The organism is Maribacter sp. TH_r10 (assembly GCF_033101095.1).
Lineage (GTDB): Bacteria > Bacteroidota > Bacteroidia > Flavobacteriales > Flavobacteriaceae > Maribacter_A > Maribacter_A luteus.
Map to the genome: position 1 here is coordinate 331,917 of NZ_JAWMPY010000003.1, position 22,957 is coordinate 354,873.

The following is a 22,957-nucleotide window of genomic DNA, read 5'->3' on the forward strand; positions in this document are numbered from 1 at the left end:
CCTAATCGAAACTTATGTTCTACCAAAAAGGTAAAACACTCTAAAACGGAATATTACATACCTTTAAAACAAATTTTAACTTATGAGGAAAATTGGAATGATCGGGGGTATTAGTTGGGAGTCAACGCAAGTCTATTACCAAATCATCAATACGAAAGTGAAAGAAGCCTTGGGGGGCTACCATTCTGCCAAGTGCCTACTGGAATCGTTGGATTTTGCTGAAATTGAAAAGCTTCAAATGGAAGATGATTGGGAAGCTTTGGATCAATTTATGGTCAATGCGGCCCAGAATCTGGAAAATGGCAAAGCTGAACTTATCCTCATTTGTGCCAATACCATGCATTTGTGTAGTGATGCCATCATAAAGAACACAACCATTCCACTTTTACATATAGCAAGGGAAACAGGTAAAGCCATAAAGGCATCGGGCCAAAAAAAAGTGTTGTTATTGGGAACGAGGTTCACAATGGAAAAAGATTTTTTTAAAAACATACTAACCGATGAATTCGGAATCGAGGTAGTGATTCCCAGCAAAGAAGATATTACCACCGTACATTCCGTAATTTATAAAGAACTTGTACATGGCCTGCTGTTACCCGAATCCAAATCGGCTTACCAAAACATAATCAAAAAGGCAGCAAAAGAAGGTGCGGAAGGTGTTATTTTGGGCTGCACGGAAATTCCTTTATTAATCGGCCGCAATGATGTTGAAATCCCGGTTTTCGACACGACAAGCATACATGCCGAAGCTGCCGTGGCGTTTGCCTTAAAAGCTTAGGAAAAATTACAGCTTGTATTTACTTAAAAAAATAACTTGATGTTAGATTGATTTCGGATTACTGAACACTGAATACGTTTCATTATTCACTATCATTATTTAACCGGCTTAATTTTGCTGGCATTCAGCATCCAGCATCCTTCAACAACCTACTAACAATCTACTTCTGGTATCGATCATCATGATCTGATAATCAATCAGGAATATTCATTTGTGCTAAGCAAAAGCCAAAACCAAACACTAAAACCTATCAACCACTAAAAGTCTATGGAACTCTAAATCCAAAAACCCTTTAGTCTGATTTTGGCTTTGCCACAATTGATTTAAAATCATGCCTCATCATAAAGACAAACAAAATTGCGGATATTGCAAAAACAAATTTTCCTATGGTACAAAAAGTACATTCAAAATAGGTGGTTGTGCATCCCGCATAATTGCTTATACAACCAACGAGAATCATAATAAAGTAATCGACCATCACGAAAACCGATAATAAGAACAACGATTTTAAAGCTAAATCTTTCATGGCTATACTTTTTTAAGTTTAATGCAACTCCTTTAATAAAGGTAGTACACAATAAACCAATGGAAAAGAGATCATAACCATCATATCTTCTGGCATTTAATGGTATTTTTAACACACAATGATGTAATTTTACATCATATGCCAAAAAAATAAAAAGCTAGAATATCCAATTTATACCGATGCCAGATTTTTTAACCCAAAAAAGTAATCTTAACAATGAATTCCTAAATGCCCAAGAGTGTTTAAACGCTTTATCGGAGAACGAAAAACAAGAATTGATAAGTAGTAAGACCGATATTGATTTTGAAGCTGGAGAGCATATCGTTAAAAGAGGTCTTTTGGCCAATAACGTACTCTATTTAACAGAAGGCCTTGTAAAACTGGAACTCTTCAATGATTCCAAACCTTCTACCATAGCCATTTTAGAACCACATTCATTTATTGGGATCGTCTGTTGTTTCGCTTTTAAAAAAATAGATTTTACAGCGACGGCCCTAACAGATGCCAAAGTCAGTTTCATTGGTATGGATGTTTTTGAACGTTTCATTAAAAGTAATGGCGACTTTGCCTTGAACCTCATTAAACATATGTCGGGCATCAGCAATCAATTATTGCATCGCCTTACCATTTTATCCCAAAAAAATGTTGATGGCGCCCTTTCTTTCATTTTGTTGGATTTTAGGTCCATTTTCAGAAGCGATGAATTTGAACTGCCCATGTCTAGGATTGAATTGGCAAATATGCTGGATTATTCCAAGGAAAGTGTGATCAACACCCTTTCAAAATTTAACAAAGAAGGAATCGTCAAGGTAAATGGCAGAAAGGTCAAAATCATAAAACGAAAGAATTTAGCACAGATTTGCAAATTGGGATAAGCCCTTTTTAAAACTATCATCTCTAAAAACATCCCATTTTATCAATAACCTCTGTAACGTGACCAATGTTACAAAACAGTTCAGCTTTTGATTTTATCTTGCAGTATATTAATCATAGCTGCATATAAAAATCTAAAAAACCGAACTATGGAAGCACATTATTTTAATGTAGACGTAAATTGGAAGAAGGAACGTTTGGGAGAAATGTGTTCCCCAGAATTGAACCTTGAAACGAATAACTGTGTTGAAGTGGCCACCCCGCCCGAATTCCCTAAAGGTATACCGGGCAAATGGTCTCCGGAACATTTATTTACGGCAGCGGTGAACAGTTGTTTAATGACGACCTTTTTGGCTATCGCTGAAAATTCCAAATTAGAATTTTTAGATTTTAAGTGTAAGTCAAAAGGAAAATTGGACCGGATCGAAGGTAAGTTTTTAATGACCGAAATCATCTTGGAACCCACCTTGACCATCTCCGATGGAAAATATAAAGAAAAGGCTGAAAAAATCTTACTAAAATCGGAAGCGGCCTGTTTGATCTCCAATTCCATAAAATCAAAAATAACAATGGTTCCCACGATTCTGGTTCAGCAAAGCCATCCAATAGGATAAAGGGCTTCAAATGAAATAAGAAATCATAACAGGGTCGCGCAAAGACAAAACACCGACCCTACCGAACCATCACGTCAGAAAGTACATCTAGGATACTAAAAAGAGGTAATTAACCATAATTGTGGTTTTCTGCATATTCCAAAAATAGAGAGGTCGGCACCTTTAAATTTCCCCTATTAAATTAGTTATTGATAACGTTGCCTTACGGTACCAAATTTCGTAACTTCCTGTTTAATTTTTACTGACTTAAACTAATCAATTTTAAACCCTTGGAATACCATGAAAAACAAGACAAAAAACTTGGCGATCGTATGTAGCGCAATCTTTCTGTTTTCAACAACTTTTGGATGTAAAGACAAAGAAACCAAACCAACTGAGGCGAACGCCACAGAAGTGCAGGCCGAACCCGAGCCCGACTTTAAAATTTCCTTGGCCCAATGGTCATTGCACAGAACTTTTTTTGGAACTGAAAACATTGACTGGAAAAATTTCACTAAAACCTTGATGGAATCACCAGATGATTTATTGAAAGGTAAAGACCCAATGGAATTTCCTGCTATAGCAGCAAGTTATGGTATAAATTCGATTGAATTGGTCAACACCTTTTATTTTAGCAAGGTAGATGACATGGCTTATTGGACAGAGTTTAAGAAAAAATGTAATGAAGCCGGCGTAAGTGTTGGGTTGATCATGTGTGATGCCTTGGGTAATCTGGGAGATGACGATCCCGAAAAGCTTTTGGCGGCAGTAGAAAAGCACTATAAATGGATAGATATCGCCAAGTTCTTGGGAGCACACTCCATCCGGGTTAATGCAGCTGGTGAGGGTACCCCCGAAGAAGTGGCAAAAAGTGCTGTGAACGGATTAACGGCTTTAGCTAAATATGCCGCTACCAAAGACATCAATGTTATTGTTGAAAACCATGGTGGCCATTCTTCCAATGGGGCATGGTTAAGTGGTATCATGAAAACAATAAATATGGATAATGTGGGTACTTTACCCGATTTCGGTAATTTCTGTATTGAACGCGGCCCAGAAGGTTGTGCTAAAGAATATGACCGTTTTGTAGGTATCAAAGAACTTATGCCATACGCCAAAGGTGTAAGCGCAAAATCGCATGAATTTGATGAGGATGGCAATGAAATTCATTCCGATTTTCTTAAAATCATGAAAATCGTAAAAGAATCCGGATTCAAAGGCTACGTAGGCATAGAATATGAAGGATCTAAACTTTCAGAAGATGAAGGAATAAAAGCCACAAAAGCCCTTCTCGAAAAAGTTTTTGCACAATTGTAAAATTGCTTCGGACAACACGACATTTTTGGCATTCATTTCTAAGTGAAGGCTATGGATGAAAAAAAAGGAGGACATAAAAATGTCCTCCTTTTTTTTACCCTTGACAATATCTGTCACAATCACCTCTATCTTTACGCCATAGACAACCTTTAAAATCACAAAAAATGAAAAATGCAATCAATTGGTTTGAGATTCCCGTAACAGATTATGACAGGGCCAAAAAATTCTACACTACAGTACTCGCAATCGATATTACCGACATGCACATGCCAGAGGTAAAATATGGTATGTTTCCGTACGATAATGACAATAATGGTGTGGGCGGAGGCCTTGTTCAGATGGCAGGGGCAACCCCTTCAGCTAACGGTATCACCATTTATCTAAATGGCGGTGACGATTTAAGCGATCCTTTGTCTCGTGTAGAAGCGGCTGGTGGCAAAGTGATCATGCCCAAGACCGATATCGGCGAAAACGGATATATGGCGCAATTGCTGGATACCGAAGGGAATAGAGTGGCCTTCCACTCGTGGAATTAACCAGTAAAAAGTGGATAGTGGATTTTATACAGGTTCACTATCTTTACTTTTGTGACCCAACTATCAAGACTTATCAGTATTCTCACCCTATTAAAATCCAGAAGGGTTTTAACAGCTACCGAATTGTCCAAAAAGTTCGATATTAGCGTAAGAACCGTCTATAGGGACATTCAAAAACTAATAGCTGCGGGTATTCCGGTAATAACTTTAGAAGGCAGGGGATATACCCTTATGGAGGGTTATACGATAGCACCCGTACAATTCACCGAAAAACAGGCCAATGCCCTCATAACGGCCCAACATCTGGTTAAAAACAGTAACGACTCTTCGTTTATCAACGAATTTGAAGAAGCGTTGACCAAAATCAAATCGGTCTTTAGATCTTCGGTCTTAGAGAAGAGTGAATTACTCCACAATAAAATCCATGTATTCAATAATCAACATGAAAATGTATCGAGTAATGCACTGTCTGAAATTCAATTGGCAATTACCCACCTTAATTATATTGAAATCAATTATCGAAAAGCCGATGACCCCACTATTACTTTTAGAAAAATTGAACCTTACGCTCTTTTTTCTACTTACCAAAAATGGATTTTAATTGCATGGTGTCATCTACGAAAAGATTTTAGGGCCTTTCGGGTAGACCGTATTCAACACTTCAAAATACTTCATGGGCAATTTGAAGACCGTAAGTTCAGTATTCAAGATTATTTTGCTTCTTGCCCTTATGATATGTGATTTTTTTTAATTGACATCGTATCTTTATAATTAAAATTGACATATGAACAAACCGTTAGAATATTTTAAATCGAACCTTGGCAAAGACTCCTCACAATCCCCTTCTCCCTTAATGCAATGGTTGAATCCTACTTTGATAAGTGCTGATGCCGGAGAGCTTGAGTTTTCATATAAGGTACGAAAGGAAATGACCAACCCAATAGGAATAATCCATGGAGGCACTACGGCGGCCATCATTGATGATGCCATTGGTGCTGCTGTTTTCTCTTTAGGGGTTACCCATGTGTATACGACCGTAAGCCTATCAGTAGATTATTTTAGTCGGGCCAAAGCAGGTGATACGATTATATCCAAAACCAAGATCATTAAAAAAGGCCAACAGATCATAAATGCGGAATGTGAAGTTTGGAATGCAGATAAAACCAGAATGATCGCTAAGGGTCATTCAAACCTGATAAAAACCAAAATAGAGATATAAATATACCGTACCTAACATTGACATGACCCGTTTCTAACTCCTTCCCTCATTTATAGCTTTTCATAAAGCCGAAAAAACACCCATTATTTAATAAATTTCAAACAAAAGACACCTTTTCCTATCGTTCGCCTAGCAAAAAAGTCCTGTTTGTAATTTTTTTGTAATTTTAAGTGCTATTATTTAAGTATTTACAAATACTATATAGCGAAAAAGAACGTTTATCCCAGAAGTAAGCTTATTCTTACGTTGAAAAGTATACATCATAATAACATACCGATCCCCCAATGATACAACCAGAAGACCATTCCAAAGAAAAAGAACGATTGGCCTCCCTAGAATCTTATTCCATTTTGGATACCTTACCTGAAGAGGATTATGATAACTTAACGGCAATTGCCGCAGAAATTTGTGGCACTCCCATTAGTTTGGTTAGTTTATTGGACAACAAAAGGCAATGGTTTAAATCGCATCATGGTATTGATGCATCTGAGACCCCAAAAGAATATGCTTTCTGCGCACATGCCATAAATTCGGAAGAAGATATTCTCATAGTCCAAGATTCAAGAACCGATGAGCGTTTTCATGACAATCCTTTGGTTACCGGAGATCCTAGGGTGATTTTTTATGCAGGTATACCCCTTTCTACCGAGAATGGACTTCCTTTGGGAACCCTGTGTGTCATAGATCACAAACCAAAATTACTGAGTCAAAGTCAAATCGCCTCGCTCAAAGCACTTGCAAAACAAGTGATGAACCTCCTTAAATTAAGGAAAAGTAAAATACAATTGAACAAGACCATTGCCTCGCTCGAAGAAAAGAATATCGAATTGGAACGTTTTGCCTATATCGCGGCCCATGATTTAAAATCCCCTTTAAATGCCATAAACTCCACCGCTGAAATCTTCTCGGAATACTACCATTCGAGTTTTGATGAAGATGGTAAAAAAATGTTGGGATTCATTAAATCGTCAACAAAAAAACTGAAAGGTCTTATAGATGGACTATTGGATTACAGTAAAAGTGATTCGGTCCTCAAAGAAGAACAGACAACTTTTGAAATCGAGGCACTACAGGAAGATATCAGCGGACTTTTTTCTTTTGACAATTCGCTAAAATTAAAAATAGAAACCCCTCTAGAACGTATTAATACCAATAGAACAGCTTTGAACCAGATTCTGATAAATCTTGTTTCCAATGCCATCAAATACAATGATAAAAACGAAGTAGAAATCAATATTAAAATTGATAAGAATCAAGATTTTTATGAATTTTCAGTAAAGGACAATGGCCCAGGAATTCCAATAAAAAACCAGGAGAAGGTATTTGAAATATATAAAATATTGACCCCAACAGATAAATTCGGTGAAAAGGGAAATGGCATAGGACTGGCAACCGTGAAAAAAATCGTTGAGAAAATGGGCGGATCCATATATCTTGAATCGGACCCGGGAACAGGTGCAACCTTTCATTTTAAACTTAAAAGTGTGGAAAACGAAGCAGGGAAATTAAAAATGGCCTAGTTTACAAAAACCTAAAAATCAATAAAAACCATAACGAAACCGTTATGGTTTTTTGTTTCCAAAATTGCTTTATTCTCTTTTTTTCCCCAGTGACGCCCTCTTTTACTATTTACGTAAAAGAATTGAAAAAGATAGAAATTAGTGGTATCTTCAAAGTACTTAATTCCATTGCCATGAAAACAGATTATAAAAAAATTTACACCGGGGAATCCTTTGTTGCACAACAAATTGTAAGTCAATTACACGGTATGGGAATAGAGGCCATCTTAAAAGACGAAGCTGAATCTGCAAGGTTGGCCGGTTTTGCATCCTCTATGTTGGGGCAAGTTGATGTCTATGTTCATAAGGATGAAGTTGAAAAAGCAAATGCAGTTGTTCAAACAACATAATATAACTACCAAAACATTATTTAAATAGAATTGCTCTTTTAAATCATAATCGTATTGAATGTTATAGGGGATAGAAATATTATTGTTTCATATTCTATGCATTTAAACATTAAATAACATCTATTTATAAGAGAAATGTACCACTCTTGCTTTCTCTATTATCCCTATAAAGTACATAAAAACCTAGAATAATTGATACGTATAAATTTTTAGGTAGTTCCGATTCTTCAATTCTATAAATCATCATGAATTATTTCAATGAAATTGAATAAATAGTAAGAAAAGCGAGAACTAATTTCTTTATTTGCCACTTACCATTCACACAGAAAATATTACGATTCAAATTAGGTTTAATCCAAACTACACAAATTAACAGTCATCAATAAACCAGAGTGTTAAATTAGTCTCTATGCTAATTATTTCCGCAATCCCGTGCTTTCACGACTTATTCGAATCCAATCACCAACTTATAAATGGAGAAAAGTAAAAATTCAAGAGTGTTTTACTTCAAAAGTCAAGTTGGACAATTGTTACTTCTACTCCTTTTTACGATTAGTAGTATTACGGATGTAATATCACAGGATAAACAAATCTCCAAATCAAAATTCACACCAAATCAAATCTGGGAAGAGGGCCTACCATATATAAAAAACTATACCTCAGATGACTACAAAAGCAGTCCCCAAAATTGGGGCTTTACAGAAGGTAGCAACGGTTTCATTTATACGGGAAACACATCAGGCATACTCCAGTTTGATGGGAGCACTTGGGATAGCTATAAGTTGAAAAACGGGAGTCTTGTAAGGTCGCTGGCACAAGGAGAAAAAGAAAAGATATATTATGGTGGGGTTCATGAACTTGGTTATTTACAACCCAATGACATTGGAGAAATGCAAGTTCATTCACTCGTGGAAAACATCCCCCAAGAATATCAAAACTTTGAGGATGTTTGGACCACCTTGGTATTTAACGGTAATACATATTTCACAAGCGATAAGTATCTTTTCAGATGGAATGGTGAAAAGTTTAAAATTTGGGAATCTAAAGAAAAATTCGGGTTTGCCTTTAATATTAATAACACATTATATATAGAAAGTAAAGGAGTTGGAATCCATAAGATTAATGGGGAATCACTGGAATTGATTTCAAACGGGGATATCCTTAAAAACAATACATCCAAAATTGATGTAATGCTACCAAATGACGCAAACAATATTCTTTTTGCTACCGCTAGTGATGGTCTTCTTTTATTTAATGGGAATAATTTAATTCCATTTAACAAAGAAAGCAATGAAGTCTTTTCTAAACATAGAATCTATAAGGCATTTACCTTATCTAACGGAGATTACGCCTTTGCTACCACAACTTCGGGACTGTATATAGTTGATAAAAACGATGGAGTAATCAAGAAAAGATTAGGAAAAAAAGAAGGATTAATCAGTGATGTCTTATTCTCGATATTTCAAGATAGTTCTGGAGCTATTTGGGTTGGAAGTGACAACGGGTTATCTAGAATTGATTGGTCTTCTCCTTTTCGAAGTTTCAACTCATTTAACGGATTGAATGAAAGAGTTAGATCGGTAAGCTACCATAACAACAAGTTTTTAGTCGATAGTAAGGGGCTCCATCAATTGGTGCTGGCCGGAAATAACAATGAACCTCATTTTAAAAAAATCGATGGGTTTAAGAGGAGCATTAAGTATATCGTTCCCTATAATAATGAATTACTGGCTTTTGATTCAGAACATATATATACCTTAGACGGTAAAGGTAAGGCGCATCTCTTAAAATTGCAGGACTGGGCCCTAACCTCATTAGTTCTTTCCCAGGTTGACCCAACAAAGATGTATGCAGGTACGCTTCAAGGTAAACTATTTGAATGTACTTTTTTAAATAAGAAATGGTCAGTAAAACCAATTCTTGAAATTGACGGCGGAATAGAAGGAATTGTTGAAGAAAAAAATGGCAACCTTTGGCTACAAACCTATTTTAAAGGCCTTTATCATGCAAAGTTAAAGCACGAAGAAAGTGTTACGGAATTCTATTTAAAAAAATATGATACCCTCTCTGGTCTTCCAACTTTGACCTATAACTTTCCATATCAATTCAATGATAAAACTTTTGTTACAACACAGGAGGGAATGTATTTTTTCAATAAAGAAAATCAATCTTTTGAAATGGATTCTTTGCTAACCAAACAATATCATAGTAGTGTTGATGCCTTTGGTTTTATGGGGTTAGACAAAAGAGGTGCTATTTGGCAGACCGTTAGGGCCGGATTTGAAAATAAAATATATAAACTTTCTGAAAACCAGTTAATAGAATTAAATGAGTACAAAATATTCAAGGACTTTTCAACTTACAGTATGGAGTTTTTGGAAGATATTGTGCTTTTTACGGGGCCAAAAGGAGTTCTGCTCTATAACCAAAATAAAGAAAGAACATACAAAAAAAACCTAAGTACCAAATTGCGAAAGATATGGATAAACAACGATTCTTTGATTTACGCCGGTACAAACCTCAATAAAAACAAAGAAATTGAAATTCCTTTTAAAAACAACAACCTTAAGTTTGAATACGCCCTTCCTTTCTTTGTTAAATCTGAAACCAATTCCTATCAAACAATTCTTGAAGGTTTCGATAATGAGTGGTCAGCTTGGACCTCACAAACCAAAAAAGATTACACCAATTTACCTGAAGGAAACTTCACCTTTAGAGTAAGGTCAAAAAACATATTTGATAAAATAGGTAATGAAGACACCTATTCATTTACCGTTTTACCTCCTTGGCACCGAAGCTGGTGGGCTTATTTAATCTATGGTCTTGGGGCAATTGCATTGGTATCGTTGCTTATAAATTGGCGATCTAAGGAATTGCAGCGGCAAAATGAAAATCTGGAAAATTTGGTCGCAGCACGTACTACCGAGATACGACATAAAAATGAATTGTTAAACCACCAAACGGAGCAATTAGTTGAGTTAAACGAATCAAAGACCAAACTTTATTCCAATATTACCCATGAGTTTAGAACACCATTGACGGTAATCCTTGGTATGGCGGAAACCCTTAGAACCAACGTTCAGAATCAAAGTTTTGAAGGCGCAAATACCTCTTTAGAAATGATACGCCGCAATGGTAAAAACTTACTGCAATTGGTAAACGAATTGTTGGATCTCGCAAAAGTTGAGAGTGGGGCGATGGAGTTGAATTTGGTGCAGACCGATGCTATACCTTTTGTAAAATATTTAAGTGAAAGTTTTCATTCTCTGGCAGAATCTAAAAAAATAAATCTTACCGTATATTCTGAAATTGATACTTTAGAAATGGATATCGATGTGAATAAAATGGCATCTATTATTGCTAATTTACTTTCCAATGCCATAAAATATACATTAGAGAACGGTAAAATAATTGTTCATCTGAATAAAATTACAACTGGCGACAAAGACCTATTTTCAATAAAGGTACAAGACAATGGAGTTGGTCTTGCCGAAGAAGATATTAATCATCTTTTTGACCGTTTTTATCAGGTTGACAATGAATCATCCCCTAAACAGCCTGGCACAGGTATTGGGCTTTCATTGGTCAAAGAATTTGCTGAATTAATGAATGGCACCATCGCTGTTGAGAGTACCTTGGAAAAAGGAAGCACTTTCAAAGTACTAATACCGATAACGAATAAAGCTGCTAAGACAGTTGATGCCAAAATTACGGTTGAATCTACAACCAAGGCCATTACCCCTACCCTGAAAAAAGAACTATCACCAATCAAAGAAAAGGAATCAAATTTACCATTAGTCCTAATTATTGAGGACAATGAGGATGTTGCACACTATTTAAAAACCTGCCTAAAGGATAAATACAAAACCTTACATGCATTAAACGGTAACGTAGGTATACAAATGGCCTATGAGAATATTCCAGATATTATAATTTCTGATGTAATGATGCCGGGTAAAGATGGTTTTGAAGTTTGTGCAACATTAAAATCTGATGAACGCACCGATCACATACCAATTATATTACTTACCGCTAAAGTTACCACTCAAGATAGACTTACCGGACTAACCCATGGAGCAGACGCATATCTGGCAAAACCCTTTATTAAAGAGGAGTTATTTACACGCTTGGATCAATTGATTCTGGTACGTAAAAAATTAATCGGCAAACTGGAGAAAAATGGATTGGCTTCTTTGTTAAAAGAAAAAGTTGAAAACCCACAGACCAAATTTTTAAAGGAGGCCATCAAAGTAATTCACAATAATTTGGACGATGGCCAATTTGGCCCAACACAATTGGCCAAAGAACTGCATTTTAGTGAATCTCAAATCTACAGGAAACTAAAATCGATTACGGATAAATCCACCGCGATATTCATTCGTTCTGTTCGTCTACAGAAAGCGAAAGAGCTCATCCAAACTACACAAAAAACAATCTCTGAAATTGCTTATGAAGTAGGTTTTAACGATCCTTCCTGGTTCAGTCGTGCCTTTAAGGAAGAATTTGGCTTCCCACCCAGCGACATTTATAAATGATTGATTTTTAATTTTTTACGACTCCACTTCGCATCCTTTTGCAAGTATAGTACAAGGTTTTTCTTTCAAATTCATAATTACTACATGTGATTGAAAAAATGGTTCAAGCCTTATAAACCATACCACAATACATTAGCCCTAACATTAAAACTGGGGTTATGAAAACAATCATTTTATTTTGGAAACGTACGTACAAAACCAACGTATTCATTTATTGTCTATTGGTACTTTTAATGGCTGGCTGCAGTAAAGATGATGCGCCTGCAACTCAAGAAATTATAAAAAGTGCAGAGAATGAACTCATAAGCTTTACATTTTTAGCCAGTCAAAATACCGATATAGAAACCGATGTTAGTGCCAACATCAATATAACATCTAACACCATTACGGTTAACTTACCTAGTGATACTCCGGTAACCGCTTTGACACCGTCTATTATAGTTTCTCCAAAAGCAACTATCAATCCAAAAGGAATACAGGATTTTACAGATGCCGTTACTTATACGGTTACGGCTGAAGACGGTACAACAAGAAGTTATTCCATCAGCACTAGCAGTAAGAGTAGTGCGAAACAGATAACCAGCTTTGTATTTCTCTTGACCAATAACCCAATTGACGTGAATGTAGTGGCCACCATAGATGAAGAAAACAAGACCATCACCGCAGCAATGCCACCGAGCACCGACCTCTCTGGCCTCTTACCCGAAGTGCAACTATCAGAGCTGGCAACCATAGACCTTACCGCTGCACAAAATTTCACTGGGCCTCTTGAATACACAGTAACTGCTGAAGATGGTAGTACCACGGTATACAATGTAACCATAACCGCACTTTTAACCCAACGACAAATATTACAGGCCATTTTAGATACCAACCCTGGCAATACATTGTCCTGGAATCTACAAAACACGGCAGATTTAGATGCTTTGAATGGTGTTACCACAAATACGGAAGGGAAAATTATAAAACTCAGATTGGACGCTAACCTAATTTCAATACCCCCAGAAATAGGGCAATTGATAGATTTAGAAGATTTGAATATAGCAGAAAACCAACTTACTTCAATTCCAAAAGAAATAGGACAATTGACCAATTTAACACGCCTTCATTTAGGTGATAATCTACTTACGGCAATACCTGCAGAAATCGGGCAATTGATAGATTTATCATCTTTGGTTTTAAATCAAAACGAACTTACTGAACTGCCTCCTGAACTGGCACAATTGACCAACTTAAAAGACCTGGGATTAGGTGATAACCAATTTACTTCGGTACCTCCAGAAATATGGAAATTAATAGGATTAGTAAGTTTAGATTTATCGAAAAATCAACTTACTTCTCTGCCTAAGGAGATTGGGCTACTGACCAATTTAGCATGGTTAACTTTAAGAGATAACCAGCTTTCAGAACTGCCATCTGAGATCGGCTTTCTTATTAATTTGGAAATTTTAAATATTGTAAGAAACAACTTAAGGACAATTCCAATTGCAATACTCAATTTATTGACCTGGAACAATACCAGTATGGAGCTTTCACTTGATGCCGGTATTGAACTGGGAAATTCCCAAAAAGACGCCCTTATCAGTATATATAGCGCTAACCCTGGTAATACTTTAGGTTGGGGGGTAGATAATTTTCCTGAAGTCTCGTTCCATTCTAATGGCGATATAAAGGGTATTACCATGAATAATAAAAAACTTACTAGAATACCAGAAAATATTTCGGCTTTATCAAGATTAGAAAACTTTAATGTAAATAGTAACAATTTAGACAATCTACCTGCTGAACTAGGCGCTATAAGTTCCTTAGTAGTTATAACTGCTGCCAGTAACCAACTTAATACAGTTGCGCCAGAGTTAGGACAGCTAAACAATTTAGCCTTACTAAGTATAACCAACAACCCCATGACAAGTATACCACAAGAGGTTTGTGATCTGCAAATATCTAATGGTGGTATACTAACCATTTTAACAGATACAGGAGAGGGTTGTAACTAAAATAGTCTATTCAATAATACTCCTAGGTTTTGCAAGAATAGTTCAAGAGATACACGGAGTATGTTCTTATAATTGTTTCACAACTTAAACGGTAACAATAATGAAACCAAGAAACACCATTAAATACGCTTTGACCACCCTTATGATAATTGCTCAAACCTTCCTAATACAGGCCCAAGCAAAACGTGATAAAAAGTTGATTCATAAGGCGGTGGATAAAACTCAAACCTTATTTTTTGATGAAGCAGATGCCATCTTCGGAAAAAGAACTGAGGTTGAAAAGGCATACCCCAAATTCAAGATTACAGGTAAGTTAAAAACAATTAACATATCTAAAAAGTTGAATGAAGGTGATAATTTAATTTATAAATTAAAATCTGGGCATACCTTAAATGCAACTGTAAAAAAAGGAAGGATAATTAAATTTAGTAAGGTTGTTGACGGAACATCAACAACCCTATTTTCTACCAGAAAAAACAATACACAGACTTGTTTTAATTGTACAGAACTTTGTCTTAATCCTGTAGATAGTGATTCACAGGATTGTTGGACTATTTGCGAAATGGTTGATTGTTCAAAAGACTTCAATGCTCAAATTAAAGGTAAGCTTGCCCCAACATTAAAATCAGCCCCATCACCTGCAGGGCCAATTCCCATACCCTATCCAAATAGCTCAAAGTTGGATCGTTCGAACCCGTTTTAACCCCAAATAAATGCTTGCACACCAACAATCAACATCTATACGAGGGTAGTCATAATTCATATAATTCTTGAACAAATACATCTAAAACCATGAAAACTACAACGATATTAAAGTTAAAAAGAAACCTAATCGGTTTGTCCATAGGCATTCTGGCATTAGCATTCAGTTCTCCACTACAATCCCAAGTTGTACGGGACCACAGAACAAAAAAAGAGACCGACCCCTATACCAGACTAAAAAACGAAGCTAAAAAAACGGCTGTACAAAAATCCCGAATGTCCCCGATTGAGATTTCCCAAAACGACCCTAATTGGAAAGGAAAGACAAAGGCCGCAATTAAGTTCGTTCCCTTTAAACTCGAAGATAAAAAAGGCAATCCCATTCCACCCAATAGAAAGGTTACCCTAAAAAACGGCAAAGTAATCACTGCGCTACAGTTATTGAATGAAACCAATGCCCTTGAAAAAAAGCTGAACAGCAAAGGGTATAGCCTTAGAATCAATGATGAAAAGGTCGTTTCCAGAACAGTAACGGACACCAAGTTTTTAGATGGCAGAAGGTCTTTGGCCCCTAAATCCATAGGTGCCTTCAAAAAAGAAGCGGAAGTCAAAAAATTCATGAGTTTAGAACGACAGGTGCAAGTGGCTGGCCCATCATTCAATGGAAGGTCACAAATGCTTACGCTAAAACCATATAGCAGCTATACCCAAAGTGAGCGGGACCAAATAAATAAGTATGATTTTTCAAAGGTATCCGGAAAGGTCATCGCTCAAAAAACCACAAAAAGGCGACCTTTTAAAGATTTTAGGACCAAAAGAATAGGCAACCTGGCAAAACTCTATGAAATCAACAAAACGAACAATAAAAATTGGGGCTTTGGCAATCCCGATACCTTTAGAGCCAATCTAGAAGGTTCAATAACCCGTTTTGCGAAAATTTATCCATTTGACCCACAAAACACGGCCAATAACAAGTCTGAGTTTAGGGTAAAGGCTACAAGCAAGGCAACAGGCTCACTTTTAGGGAAATCCATAGACATCCTTAATGCAAGTTGTCAATTCCATGCCCCCTCAAACGTGTCTAAAAAAATGAGTGCCACAATTTCGGTAAAAGCATTGGAGATGAACCTTTTTCCTCCAAATTCTACCACTTTTTCACAGCAAAAATCATTTTCTAAAACCTATGGTAGATCTTTTGATAAATCTTTTCCTTTAAGAGTACCAATTTTGCCAGGACTAGATTTTGTGGGCCTTATAGGTGTAAAAGGCGAAGTAGGATTTGAATATGAAGCAAAAATTGAAAGAACTGTAGCCTCCGTTCATGCCAAGCCATTAATTGATCTAAAAGTCTACGGCGAAGGCGGTCTTAGTCTTATAGGGGTCTTCGAAGGCGGTGTAGAGGCAGAATTAACCTTTATTAAAGGTGAATTAGACTTAAATGCATTCGCAGGCATATTCAGTCAAAATTCTGAAAACATCGTAGTAGGTGTTAATCATTATTTTGGATATGACATTGAAATTTTAAGTGGCACAATAAGCGCTTATGGTGAAGCCTGTTCCCCAATAGATATTCCTTTTATCGATGACTGTTATCGCAAAGAACATGAATTGTTTAAATGGGATGGTTTTAAAGATTCGGGAACTATTACTGAAGGAGGTTTTGAGCCATTTACATTAAAAAATATTGCAAAATATGATGAAACCCCAGTTTTCACCCAAGAATAGAAAACCATGAAAATCATTAAGAATTTAAGTATCATACTTCTTTTATGTCCATTTATTTATGGATGTAAAGGGAGTAGAAGTATGTCCATTTCAAAACAATCCCATTATAAATACAGTGCAGAAAACTTTGGATATAGCAATATAGAAAAGCTCTATAATCCTGATTCCGTAAATGTAAAAACAACCTTTTTCAATAGTGAATCACTACAGTATTTAGAAATGACCCTTCAGAGCGACTTAGAAAAATCAATACTAAAAAAAACTAAGGACAGTATGTTGATCTGTTATCAATTACAAAACCTGAAACTGGATTTAAAAAACGAAGGAATTTCAATTGATCTACATCCGATTCTTAAAGAGTTGATAAAACCGGTATTCGTCTACACAGATGTTCATGGAAAAATCGGTGCTATAAAATTTGATGCTGGGATATCTCAAATAGCAAGAGGTTTATACAAAGATATATTAAGTAGAATGCAATTTGTAAAACCATTAAAACAATCGAAAGATTGGAAAACTACCGAAGAAAACACCTTAGGAACCTATATCGCCGAATACCAAAATGTAGATTCCGATAGTTCAAATAGATTGTACAAGAAAAATGTACTGGACTATTTAACCTACAAATCGAAAAATGAAAATCAAAAAATAAAAACCGATAATAATTCGACTATAGAAACTGATGCATCTGGGACTATTAAAAAAATCAATATTTCAGAAGCCCAAATAATTGTTCGAAATAATGACACCTTAAGCATCTTAGGTTCTAAAGTTTCGGTCTGTATGAGTTCCGAAAAACAGGTGAAAAACGTTGATATTGCCCATCTTTTAGTATTAGAAAACTCTAAAAATTACAGGCAAAAAACAACCTTAAGTGAGGCGTTGTCACATGAGAAAATAAAAGGTACAGCATATAAAGGAACTTTAGGCTCGGATAATTGGGAGACCTTAATTCAAAAATTATCAAAAACCGAAAACTTAACTAACGCTTTAAAGGAAGATCTAATATTAAAGTTTAGAGCACTTTTTTATCTGCAGCCTGAGTATTGCAGTAAGGCTGTTTCTTTCCTTGATAATCAATTAGCTACTTCTAATGAGTTTGTTCTGCTCAGCAAAGCTTTATCAATTACTGAAACCCCTGGTGCTACAAATGCTTTAGCGATACTCATAGATAAGCGTAAAAGTAACGAAGAACTTATGGGAGCATTGATTCCTGTACTAACAACCACTAAATATCCAACAAGCAAGGCTATTGAAGTTTTAAAAAAAATAGGCTTTAGTGAAAGTAAAACACTTGGTTATTTTACAAAATCAATTGCGCAACTCGCATTAGGCGGCATGGCTAAAAATTTAGAACATTCCGATACTTTTAAATCCGAGACTCTGACAAATTATCTTATAGAAAAAATGACATTGGAAAAAGACCCCCTTCAATATCTGTTTGTGCTTGGCAATACAGGTTCTCCTTTAGTATTTCCATATGTAAAATCATTGCTTGAAAACAAACATTCGTCTGAGGAAATAAAACTTGAGGCAGTTTCCGCTCTTAGTCTCATTGATGATGAAAAAGTGTCATCCTACTTAAAACAATTGATGCAAAATAAGAATGTAGCTCTGAAAAACAAGGCAAAAGAAGTTCTTGAATTTCAGGGTAATAATTAGAAATAGGTTAAAAGGAAAGTAACAGAATTTTCGAAAACAATGAAAAAGCTATTTATAATAATGATCGGCGTTTCTTCGATAGGTATAGTTACAGCACAAAAAGGAATAAGTATAAGTAATTTCATTGCTGAAAAGATATCCAGTTCAGAGCTCTTAATTTCAGTTGATTATAGTCTTACTAAAGAAACGGATTCAAAGGATATATTTATTCAGGCAAATCCAGTCATGAAAGATGGTAGATTTATTTATAAAGAGGTTATTATTGATCGTCAACCTTTAGAAGCTAATAATCATCAGGTGAGTTTTAAAATCACCAAAAAACCCGGAGGGAAAGATTTTAGTAGCGAAAGCATTAGGGTATGTGTGACAACAAATAGAAGTATCCTTTTGTGCGAAGTGTTTCCATTTTCATTTATATGGAATGAGTTGGATGTTTCTACTGTAAAGATCGATTCATTTACCTCAAGTGAAACTCAAGTAGAAAAAGGAGAAACCGTGATACTTTCTTGGGAAACAGAGAATGCTTCAAAAGTAATGCTGGGGAAGTTTGGTGCAACAGATTTTCAAGAAGTACCGGCCAGTGGATCGAAAACTCTAGTTATAGATAAAACCTCTGCGTATGTGCTTATGGCAAGTCCTAAATCATCAAAAGGGCCAGCACAAGTAGAAAGCAGCAAACTTCAAATTGAAGTTACTAATAACGAACTTGACATTGGGAGTTTTTATGCAAGTCAACCTACTATTCGAAGAGGTATTGAAACTAAGCTTTTATGGAATGTTTATAATGCCGATAAAGTCACGCTTAACGGTAAAGCAGTCGAGGTTTATGGAGATCTAATCGTATCACCAACAAGTACTACGAGGTATACATTAAAAGCTCAAAAGGGCGATATTATTTTGGAAGAATTGCTAAGCATATATGTAACACCATTTGCTGTACCAAAGCTGTCCGACCCAATATATAGTTTAGAGATTTGTAAAAGAATTGAAACCAAAAATGGATATTCGAAATGTATTTCATCAGATGGTCCTTTTGCAACAGGAGATGAAATTTATATCATGGCGCGATTTAAAAATCTTCCTAAAGGAAATTATTCAGTGAAACGAATAACGTATAGAGGCCTTTATTTTAAAGATAAATGGACTAAAGCACATGAAGAAGAAGGCAGCTTCGACAATCCTGATAGCGGAGAACGCCTATTAACTTTTCTCATTGCCAATCTTGGTGAAGGGGCAAAAAAACTTAAAATAATCTTTAACGATAATAAGGAAACAAGTAGTGAGATTATTTATTGTATCGATTGTTCTCGCATGTGGGAATAAATTAAACTGATGGTGAGAACCAATACAAACGGGACTTAAAAAAATTATAAATTAAACCAGATCTTGACCATTCACGAATACTGCTAGAGATTGCATGAATAGTGAAAACCCTTCTGATTTGTAATGGTTAACCTTGCAACACTTCCCCCATAGATATTTTTCAATTCTAAAAAGTACGGCTGATCATGAAAGATGAATCTTCATACTTAATTAAAAAATTGGTGCGTCAAATTACCATATGCTGTAGTTTGATCGTATTGATCGCCACTATTGCTCTATTATTCTTTTTTGATGTGTTTTCGAAAGAACCGGCACCCTTAGAAGAAACCATGCTCATACCGATAGCATCAAAATATGATATTTCATTATTGGACGATTCCAAAGAAAATACGGCCATTAAATATGGGTATCAACTTTTTGTGAATTCCCCCAAATACATTGGCCCGGATAATGAAGAACCGGATAAGGCATACTCTGGCAATCGTTTGGCATGTAACAACTGTCATTTAAAGGCTGGTACAAAACCCTTTTCCGCACCGCTAATCGGTATCATCAACCGATTTCCACAGTATAGGGGAAGGGAAAACAAAATCGGCACGATCCAGGAACGCATCAATGGCTGTATGGAGAGAAGTATGAACGGTAGTACTTTACCACCTAACGGAAAGGAAATGCAGGCCTTTGTAAAATATTTGACATGGCTCAGCAGATTTACACCTGAGGACGGTAAAATCTTCGGTCAGGGCTTCGTCAAAATCCAAATTCCGGAACGAAAGGTAAACCTAGCTCAAGGAAAAGATGTTTTTGATAAGAATTGTGTTGTATGTCACGGCAAAAACGGACAAGGGGTTAAAATGCCAGATAGTTTCACCTATCAATATCCTCCGCTTTGGGGCAATGATTCCTACAATAACGGGGCGGGAATGACCAGGGTAATTACCGCTGCCCAATTCATTAAGGCCAATATGCCCTTGTTAACCACCTATGACTCGCCCCTATTGAGCGATGAAGAGGCCTATGACGTCGCCGGTTATATTAATCAGCAGATTAGACCCATAAAACAAAATCGGGAATATGATTTTCCTGATTTGAAGAGAAAACCCGTATCTACCCCATATCCACCTTATGCAGATTCCTTTTCAATGGAGCAACATCAAATGGGACCGTTTCAACCTATTATGGCTTTTTATAAAGAAGAATATAATATGAATAAATCTAAATAAATGATTATGAAAACAAAGAAAAATTCGAGAAGAAACTTTATGGGCGCCCTAATGCTCGGTGCCACCGCAAGTACGCTTTCAGTATTAGGGAATTCTGCCTTTGCAGGTATGACCGACTTTGATGAACACCAAATGAACGAGGCCGATGATTGGTTCAAGAATATCAAAGGAAAACACAGAATAGTATATGATGGGTCTTATCCCCACAAGGGTTTTCCGATAATTTGGAACTGGGCTTTTTACCTTTCGAACAATGAGACGGGATCTAAAGACAATGATATTACTGCCATGACCGTATTTCGACATGATGGGATACCTTTTGCCTTTAATTCTTCGCTTTGGAAAAAATACCCATTAGGAGAAATGTTCCATGTAAAAAAAGCCGACGGCACCAATTACGACAGAAATCCTTATTACGAACCACAAGAAGGGGATTTCCCCCTTCCGATCATTCAAGGAATAAAAGACATGCAAGCCCGTGGGGCCATGTTTTGCGTATGCAATTTGGCGATTTCTGTGTACAGTGGTGCCTTGGCCCAACAAATAGGTGCTGACCCAAAGGCAATGTACGACGAATGGATCGCGGCTGTATTACCAGAAGTTCAATTAGTCCCCTCCGGGGTTTGGGCACTCGGTCGTGCACAGGAGAATGGGTGTGGGTACATCTTTGCAGGTGAATAAGTAAAATTAAAAATCTATAAAAATACACGTATGAAAACGATAGTAAATTTAATAATGGTGTGCGTATTCAGCACAATGGTTTTTGCACAGGAAAAACCCGTCAAAATCGTATTTGATGTTACAAGTAGTAATACCAGTGTGCATGAATCCGCAATGCGGCATGTAAAAATGATGTCCAAGGCATACCCTGATTCAAAATTCGAGATGGTCATGTATAGCGGTGCCTACGGAATGGTCATAAAGGGTGAATCAACAGTTTCCGATGAAATGGAAGCACTAGCCAAGAATGAAAATGTAGACTTTGTGGTTTGTCAGGCCTCCTTGAATCGACATAAAATCGATGCTTCCCAACTCGTTGCCGGAGTTAGAGCCGTTCCTGATGGAATATTGGAAATCATTCAAAAACAAGGTCAAGGTTGGGGCTATATAAAAGAAGGGCAATAATCAATTATTTACCCGTCTATATAGGGTTTGGGTCAGATTCACCAAAGTTAGAACTAAGGAATATTGAATAGTATAAAATGGAAACCATAGAGATTTTTGGTTATTTAGGAGCCTTGTTGGTCGGGCTTGTTTTGGGTCTTATGGGTAGTGGGGGTTCATTGATCGCAATTCCCATTTTTACCTACTTATTCCATATCAGTCCGATAACAACAACGGCATATTCGCTCTTCGTAGTAGGTACTTCCTCTACAATAGGGGCACTAAGAAATTGGGAGAAGGGTTTGGTTGATTTTAAAATAGCCTTTGTCTTTGCTATCCCAGCGTTTATCGCTGTTTACGTTGTCCGTAAATATATACTTCCGATAATCCCGATGGAGATAGTCACAATATACGATATCGCGGTTACGAAGGATATGGCGATTATGGTGTTTTTGGCACTAATCATGCTGCTTTGTTCTCTTTCAATGATACGGACAAAGAAGTCGCTGCTTGAACACAAACAACTAAATCGTTACAATTACCCTTTAATAGTATTACAAGGTATCCTTATCGGCTTATTTACCGGTTTTGTTGGCATTGGCGGTGGTTTTTTGATCATTCCCACATTGGTCTTATTGGTAAAACTACCCATGAAGAAAGCAGTGGCAACTTCATTGTTCATTATCGCATTAAAATCATTGATCGGCTTTTTGGGTGATTTGGGGAATCTGGAAATCAACTGGAGTTTTCTCTTAAGGTTTACAGCAATCTCGACCTTAGGTATTTTCCTGGGTATTTACTTTTCTTCCTTTATTAAGGGTGAAAAGCTTAAAACCTATTTTGGGTGGTTGTTATTGATTTTATCCATCGGTATTTTTTACATGGAAGTTTTTACTTAAAGACCTATTGTACAAAAGTTGGATGTCAAAATCAAA

General features: G+C 36.4%; 19 protein-coding genes. All 19 read left to right on the forward strand.

Going from position 1 to position 22,957, the window contains the following annotated elements; all coding sequences use genetic code 11:
* Positions 1–82: 82 nt before the first annotated feature.
* The 19 genes from R3X28_RS10775 (at position 83) to R3X28_RS10865 (ending at position 22,921) form a co-directional block, all read left to right on the forward strand.
* Positions 83–778 carry an aspartate/glutamate racemase family protein gene (locus R3X28_RS10775; protein ID WP_317664251.1) on the forward strand — a complete coding sequence of 232 codons (696 nt, stop codon included), beginning with the start codon at positions 83–85 and terminating at the stop codon, positions 776–778.
* A gap of 705 nt (positions 779–1,483) precedes the next feature.
* The gene (locus tag R3X28_RS10780) at positions 1,484–2,179 is read left to right on the forward strand and encodes a Crp/Fnr family transcriptional regulator (protein ID WP_154368434.1); all 696 of its coding nucleotides are present in this window, start codon (positions 1,484–1,486) and stop codon (positions 2,177–2,179) included.
* A 147-nt stretch (positions 2,180–2,326) separates the two neighbouring features.
* The gene (locus R3X28_RS10785; RefSeq protein WP_317664252.1) at positions 2,327–2,791 is read left to right on the forward strand and encodes an OsmC family protein; all 465 of its coding nucleotides are present in this window, start codon (positions 2,327–2,329) and stop codon (positions 2,789–2,791) included.
* A gap of 279 nt (positions 2,792–3,070) precedes the next feature.
* Positions 3,071–4,087, forward strand: coding sequence for a sugar phosphate isomerase/epimerase family protein (locus R3X28_RS10790; protein ID WP_317664253.1), 1,017 nt, complete (start codon positions 3,071–3,073; stop codon positions 4,085–4,087).
* Positions 4,088–4,251: 164 nt separating this feature from the next.
* Positions 4,252–4,623 carry a VOC family protein gene (locus R3X28_RS10795; RefSeq protein WP_154368440.1) on the forward strand — a complete coding sequence of 124 codons (372 nt, stop codon included), beginning with the start codon at positions 4,252–4,254 and terminating at the stop codon, positions 4,621–4,623.
* A 51-nt stretch (positions 4,624–4,674) separates the two neighbouring features.
* Positions 4,675–5,364: a helix-turn-helix transcriptional regulator gene (locus tag R3X28_RS10800; RefSeq protein ID WP_154368442.1), complete on the forward strand. Its 690-nt coding sequence runs from the start codon at positions 4,675–4,677 to the stop codon at positions 5,362–5,364.
* Positions 5,365–5,407: 43 nt separating this feature from the next.
* On the forward strand, positions 5,408–5,842 hold the full coding sequence (locus R3X28_RS10805; protein WP_154368444.1) for a PaaI family thioesterase: 435 nt from the start codon (positions 5,408–5,410) through the stop codon (positions 5,840–5,842).
* Between the two features lie 284 nt (positions 5,843–6,126).
* Positions 6,127–7,362, forward strand: coding sequence for a sensor histidine kinase (locus R3X28_RS10810; protein ID WP_317664254.1), 1,236 nt, complete (start codon positions 6,127–6,129; stop codon positions 7,360–7,362).
* A gap of 122 nt (positions 7,363–7,484) precedes the next feature.
* Positions 7,485–7,751, forward strand: coding sequence for a putative signal transducing protein (locus R3X28_RS10815; RefSeq protein WP_317664255.1), 267 nt, complete (start codon positions 7,485–7,487; stop codon positions 7,749–7,751).
* 473 nt (positions 7,752–8,224) lie between these two features.
* Positions 8,225–12,286 carry an ATP-binding protein gene (locus R3X28_RS10820; protein ID WP_317664256.1) on the forward strand — a complete coding sequence of 1,354 codons (4,062 nt, stop codon included), beginning with the start codon at positions 8,225–8,227 and terminating at the stop codon, positions 12,284–12,286.
* Between the two features lie 158 nt (positions 12,287–12,444).
* Positions 12,445–14,283 carry a hypothetical protein gene (locus R3X28_RS10825; RefSeq protein WP_317664257.1) on the forward strand — a complete coding sequence of 613 codons (1,839 nt, stop codon included), beginning with the start codon at positions 12,445–12,447 and terminating at the stop codon, positions 14,281–14,283.
* A gap of 100 nt (positions 14,284–14,383) precedes the next feature.
* Positions 14,384–14,986 carry a hypothetical protein gene (locus R3X28_RS10830; protein WP_317664258.1) on the forward strand — a complete coding sequence of 201 codons (603 nt, stop codon included), beginning with the start codon at positions 14,384–14,386 and terminating at the stop codon, positions 14,984–14,986.
* Positions 14,987–15,075: 89 nt separating this feature from the next.
* Positions 15,076–16,710, forward strand: coding sequence for a hypothetical protein (locus R3X28_RS10835; protein WP_317664259.1), 1,635 nt, complete (start codon positions 15,076–15,078; stop codon positions 16,708–16,710).
* Between the two features lie 6 nt (positions 16,711–16,716).
* Entirely contained in the window at positions 16,717–18,372 is a 1,656-nt protein-coding gene (locus tag R3X28_RS10840; RefSeq protein WP_317664260.1) for a hypothetical protein, read from the forward strand.
* A 39-nt stretch (positions 18,373–18,411) separates the two neighbouring features.
* The gene (locus R3X28_RS10845) at positions 18,412–19,695 is read left to right on the forward strand and encodes a hypothetical protein (protein WP_154368459.1); all 1,284 of its coding nucleotides are present in this window, start codon (positions 18,412–18,414) and stop codon (positions 19,693–19,695) included.
* 185 nt (positions 19,696–19,880) lie between these two features.
* Positions 19,881–20,918, forward strand: a complete 1,038-nt coding sequence (locus tag R3X28_RS10850) for a c-type cytochrome (protein ID WP_317664261.1) — start codon at positions 19,881–19,883, stop codon at positions 20,916–20,918.
* A 6-nt stretch (positions 20,919–20,924) separates the two neighbouring features.
* On the forward strand, positions 20,925–21,599 hold the full coding sequence (locus R3X28_RS10855) for a Tat (twin-arginine translocation) pathway signal sequence containing protein (RefSeq protein ID WP_282056155.1): 675 nt from the start codon (positions 20,925–20,927) through the stop codon (positions 21,597–21,599).
* 30 nt (positions 21,600–21,629) lie between these two features.
* The gene (locus R3X28_RS10860) at positions 21,630–22,043 is read left to right on the forward strand and encodes a DsrE family protein (protein ID WP_317664262.1); all 414 of its coding nucleotides are present in this window, start codon (positions 21,630–21,632) and stop codon (positions 22,041–22,043) included.
* 77 nt (positions 22,044–22,120) lie between these two features.
* Positions 22,121–22,921 (forward strand): sulfite exporter TauE/SafE family protein, encoded by an 801-nt coding sequence (locus R3X28_RS10865; protein ID WP_317664263.1) that lies wholly within the window; start codon positions 22,121–22,123, stop codon positions 22,919–22,921.
* Positions 22,922–22,957: the final 36 nt, after the last annotated feature.

Excerpts from the sequence above, each read along its gene's own strand:
- R3X28_RS10775 (WP_317664251.1), top strand. The coding sequence starts at position 83 with ATGAGGAAAATTGGAATGATCGGGGGTATTAGTTGGGAGTCAACGCAA.
- R3X28_RS10780 (WP_154368434.1), top strand. The coding sequence starts at position 1,484 with ATGCCAGATTTTTTAACCCAAAAAAGTAATCTTAACAATGAATTCCTA.
- R3X28_RS10785 (WP_317664252.1), top strand. The coding sequence starts at position 2,327 with ATGGAAGCACATTATTTTAATGTAGACGTAAATTGGAAGAAGGAACGT.
- R3X28_RS10790 (WP_317664253.1), top strand. The coding sequence starts at position 3,071 with ATGAAAAACAAGACAAAAAACTTGGCGATCGTATGTAGCGCAATCTTT.
- R3X28_RS10795 (WP_154368440.1), top strand. The coding sequence starts at position 4,252 with ATGAAAAATGCAATCAATTGGTTTGAGATTCCCGTAACAGATTATGAC.
- R3X28_RS10805 (WP_154368444.1), top strand. The coding sequence starts at position 5,408 with ATGAACAAACCGTTAGAATATTTTAAATCGAACCTTGGCAAAGACTCC.
- R3X28_RS10810 (WP_317664254.1), top strand. The coding sequence starts at position 6,127 with ATGATACAACCAGAAGACCATTCCAAAGAAAAAGAACGATTGGCCTCC.
- R3X28_RS10820 (WP_317664256.1), top strand. The coding sequence starts at position 8,225 with ATGGAGAAAAGTAAAAATTCAAGAGTGTTTTACTTCAAAAGTCAAGTT.
- R3X28_RS10825 (WP_317664257.1), top strand. The coding sequence starts at position 12,445 with ATGAAAACAATCATTTTATTTTGGAAACGTACGTACAAAACCAACGTA.
- R3X28_RS10830 (WP_317664258.1), top strand. The coding sequence starts at position 14,384 with ATGAAACCAAGAAACACCATTAAATACGCTTTGACCACCCTTATGATA.
- R3X28_RS10835 (WP_317664259.1), top strand. The coding sequence starts at position 15,076 with ATGAAAACTACAACGATATTAAAGTTAAAAAGAAACCTAATCGGTTTG.
- R3X28_RS10840 (WP_317664260.1), top strand. The coding sequence starts at position 16,717 with ATGAAAATCATTAAGAATTTAAGTATCATACTTCTTTTATGTCCATTT.
- R3X28_RS10845 (WP_154368459.1), top strand. The coding sequence starts at position 18,412 with ATGAAAAAGCTATTTATAATAATGATCGGCGTTTCTTCGATAGGTATA.
- R3X28_RS10850 (WP_317664261.1), top strand. The coding sequence starts at position 19,881 with ATGAAAGATGAATCTTCATACTTAATTAAAAAATTGGTGCGTCAAATT.
- R3X28_RS10855 (WP_282056155.1), top strand. The coding sequence starts at position 20,925 with ATGAAAACAAAGAAAAATTCGAGAAGAAACTTTATGGGCGCCCTAATG.
- R3X28_RS10860 (WP_317664262.1), top strand. The coding sequence starts at position 21,630 with ATGAAAACGATAGTAAATTTAATAATGGTGTGCGTATTCAGCACAATG.
- R3X28_RS10865 (WP_317664263.1), top strand. The coding sequence starts at position 22,121 with ATGGAAACCATAGAGATTTTTGGTTATTTAGGAGCCTTGTTGGTCGGG.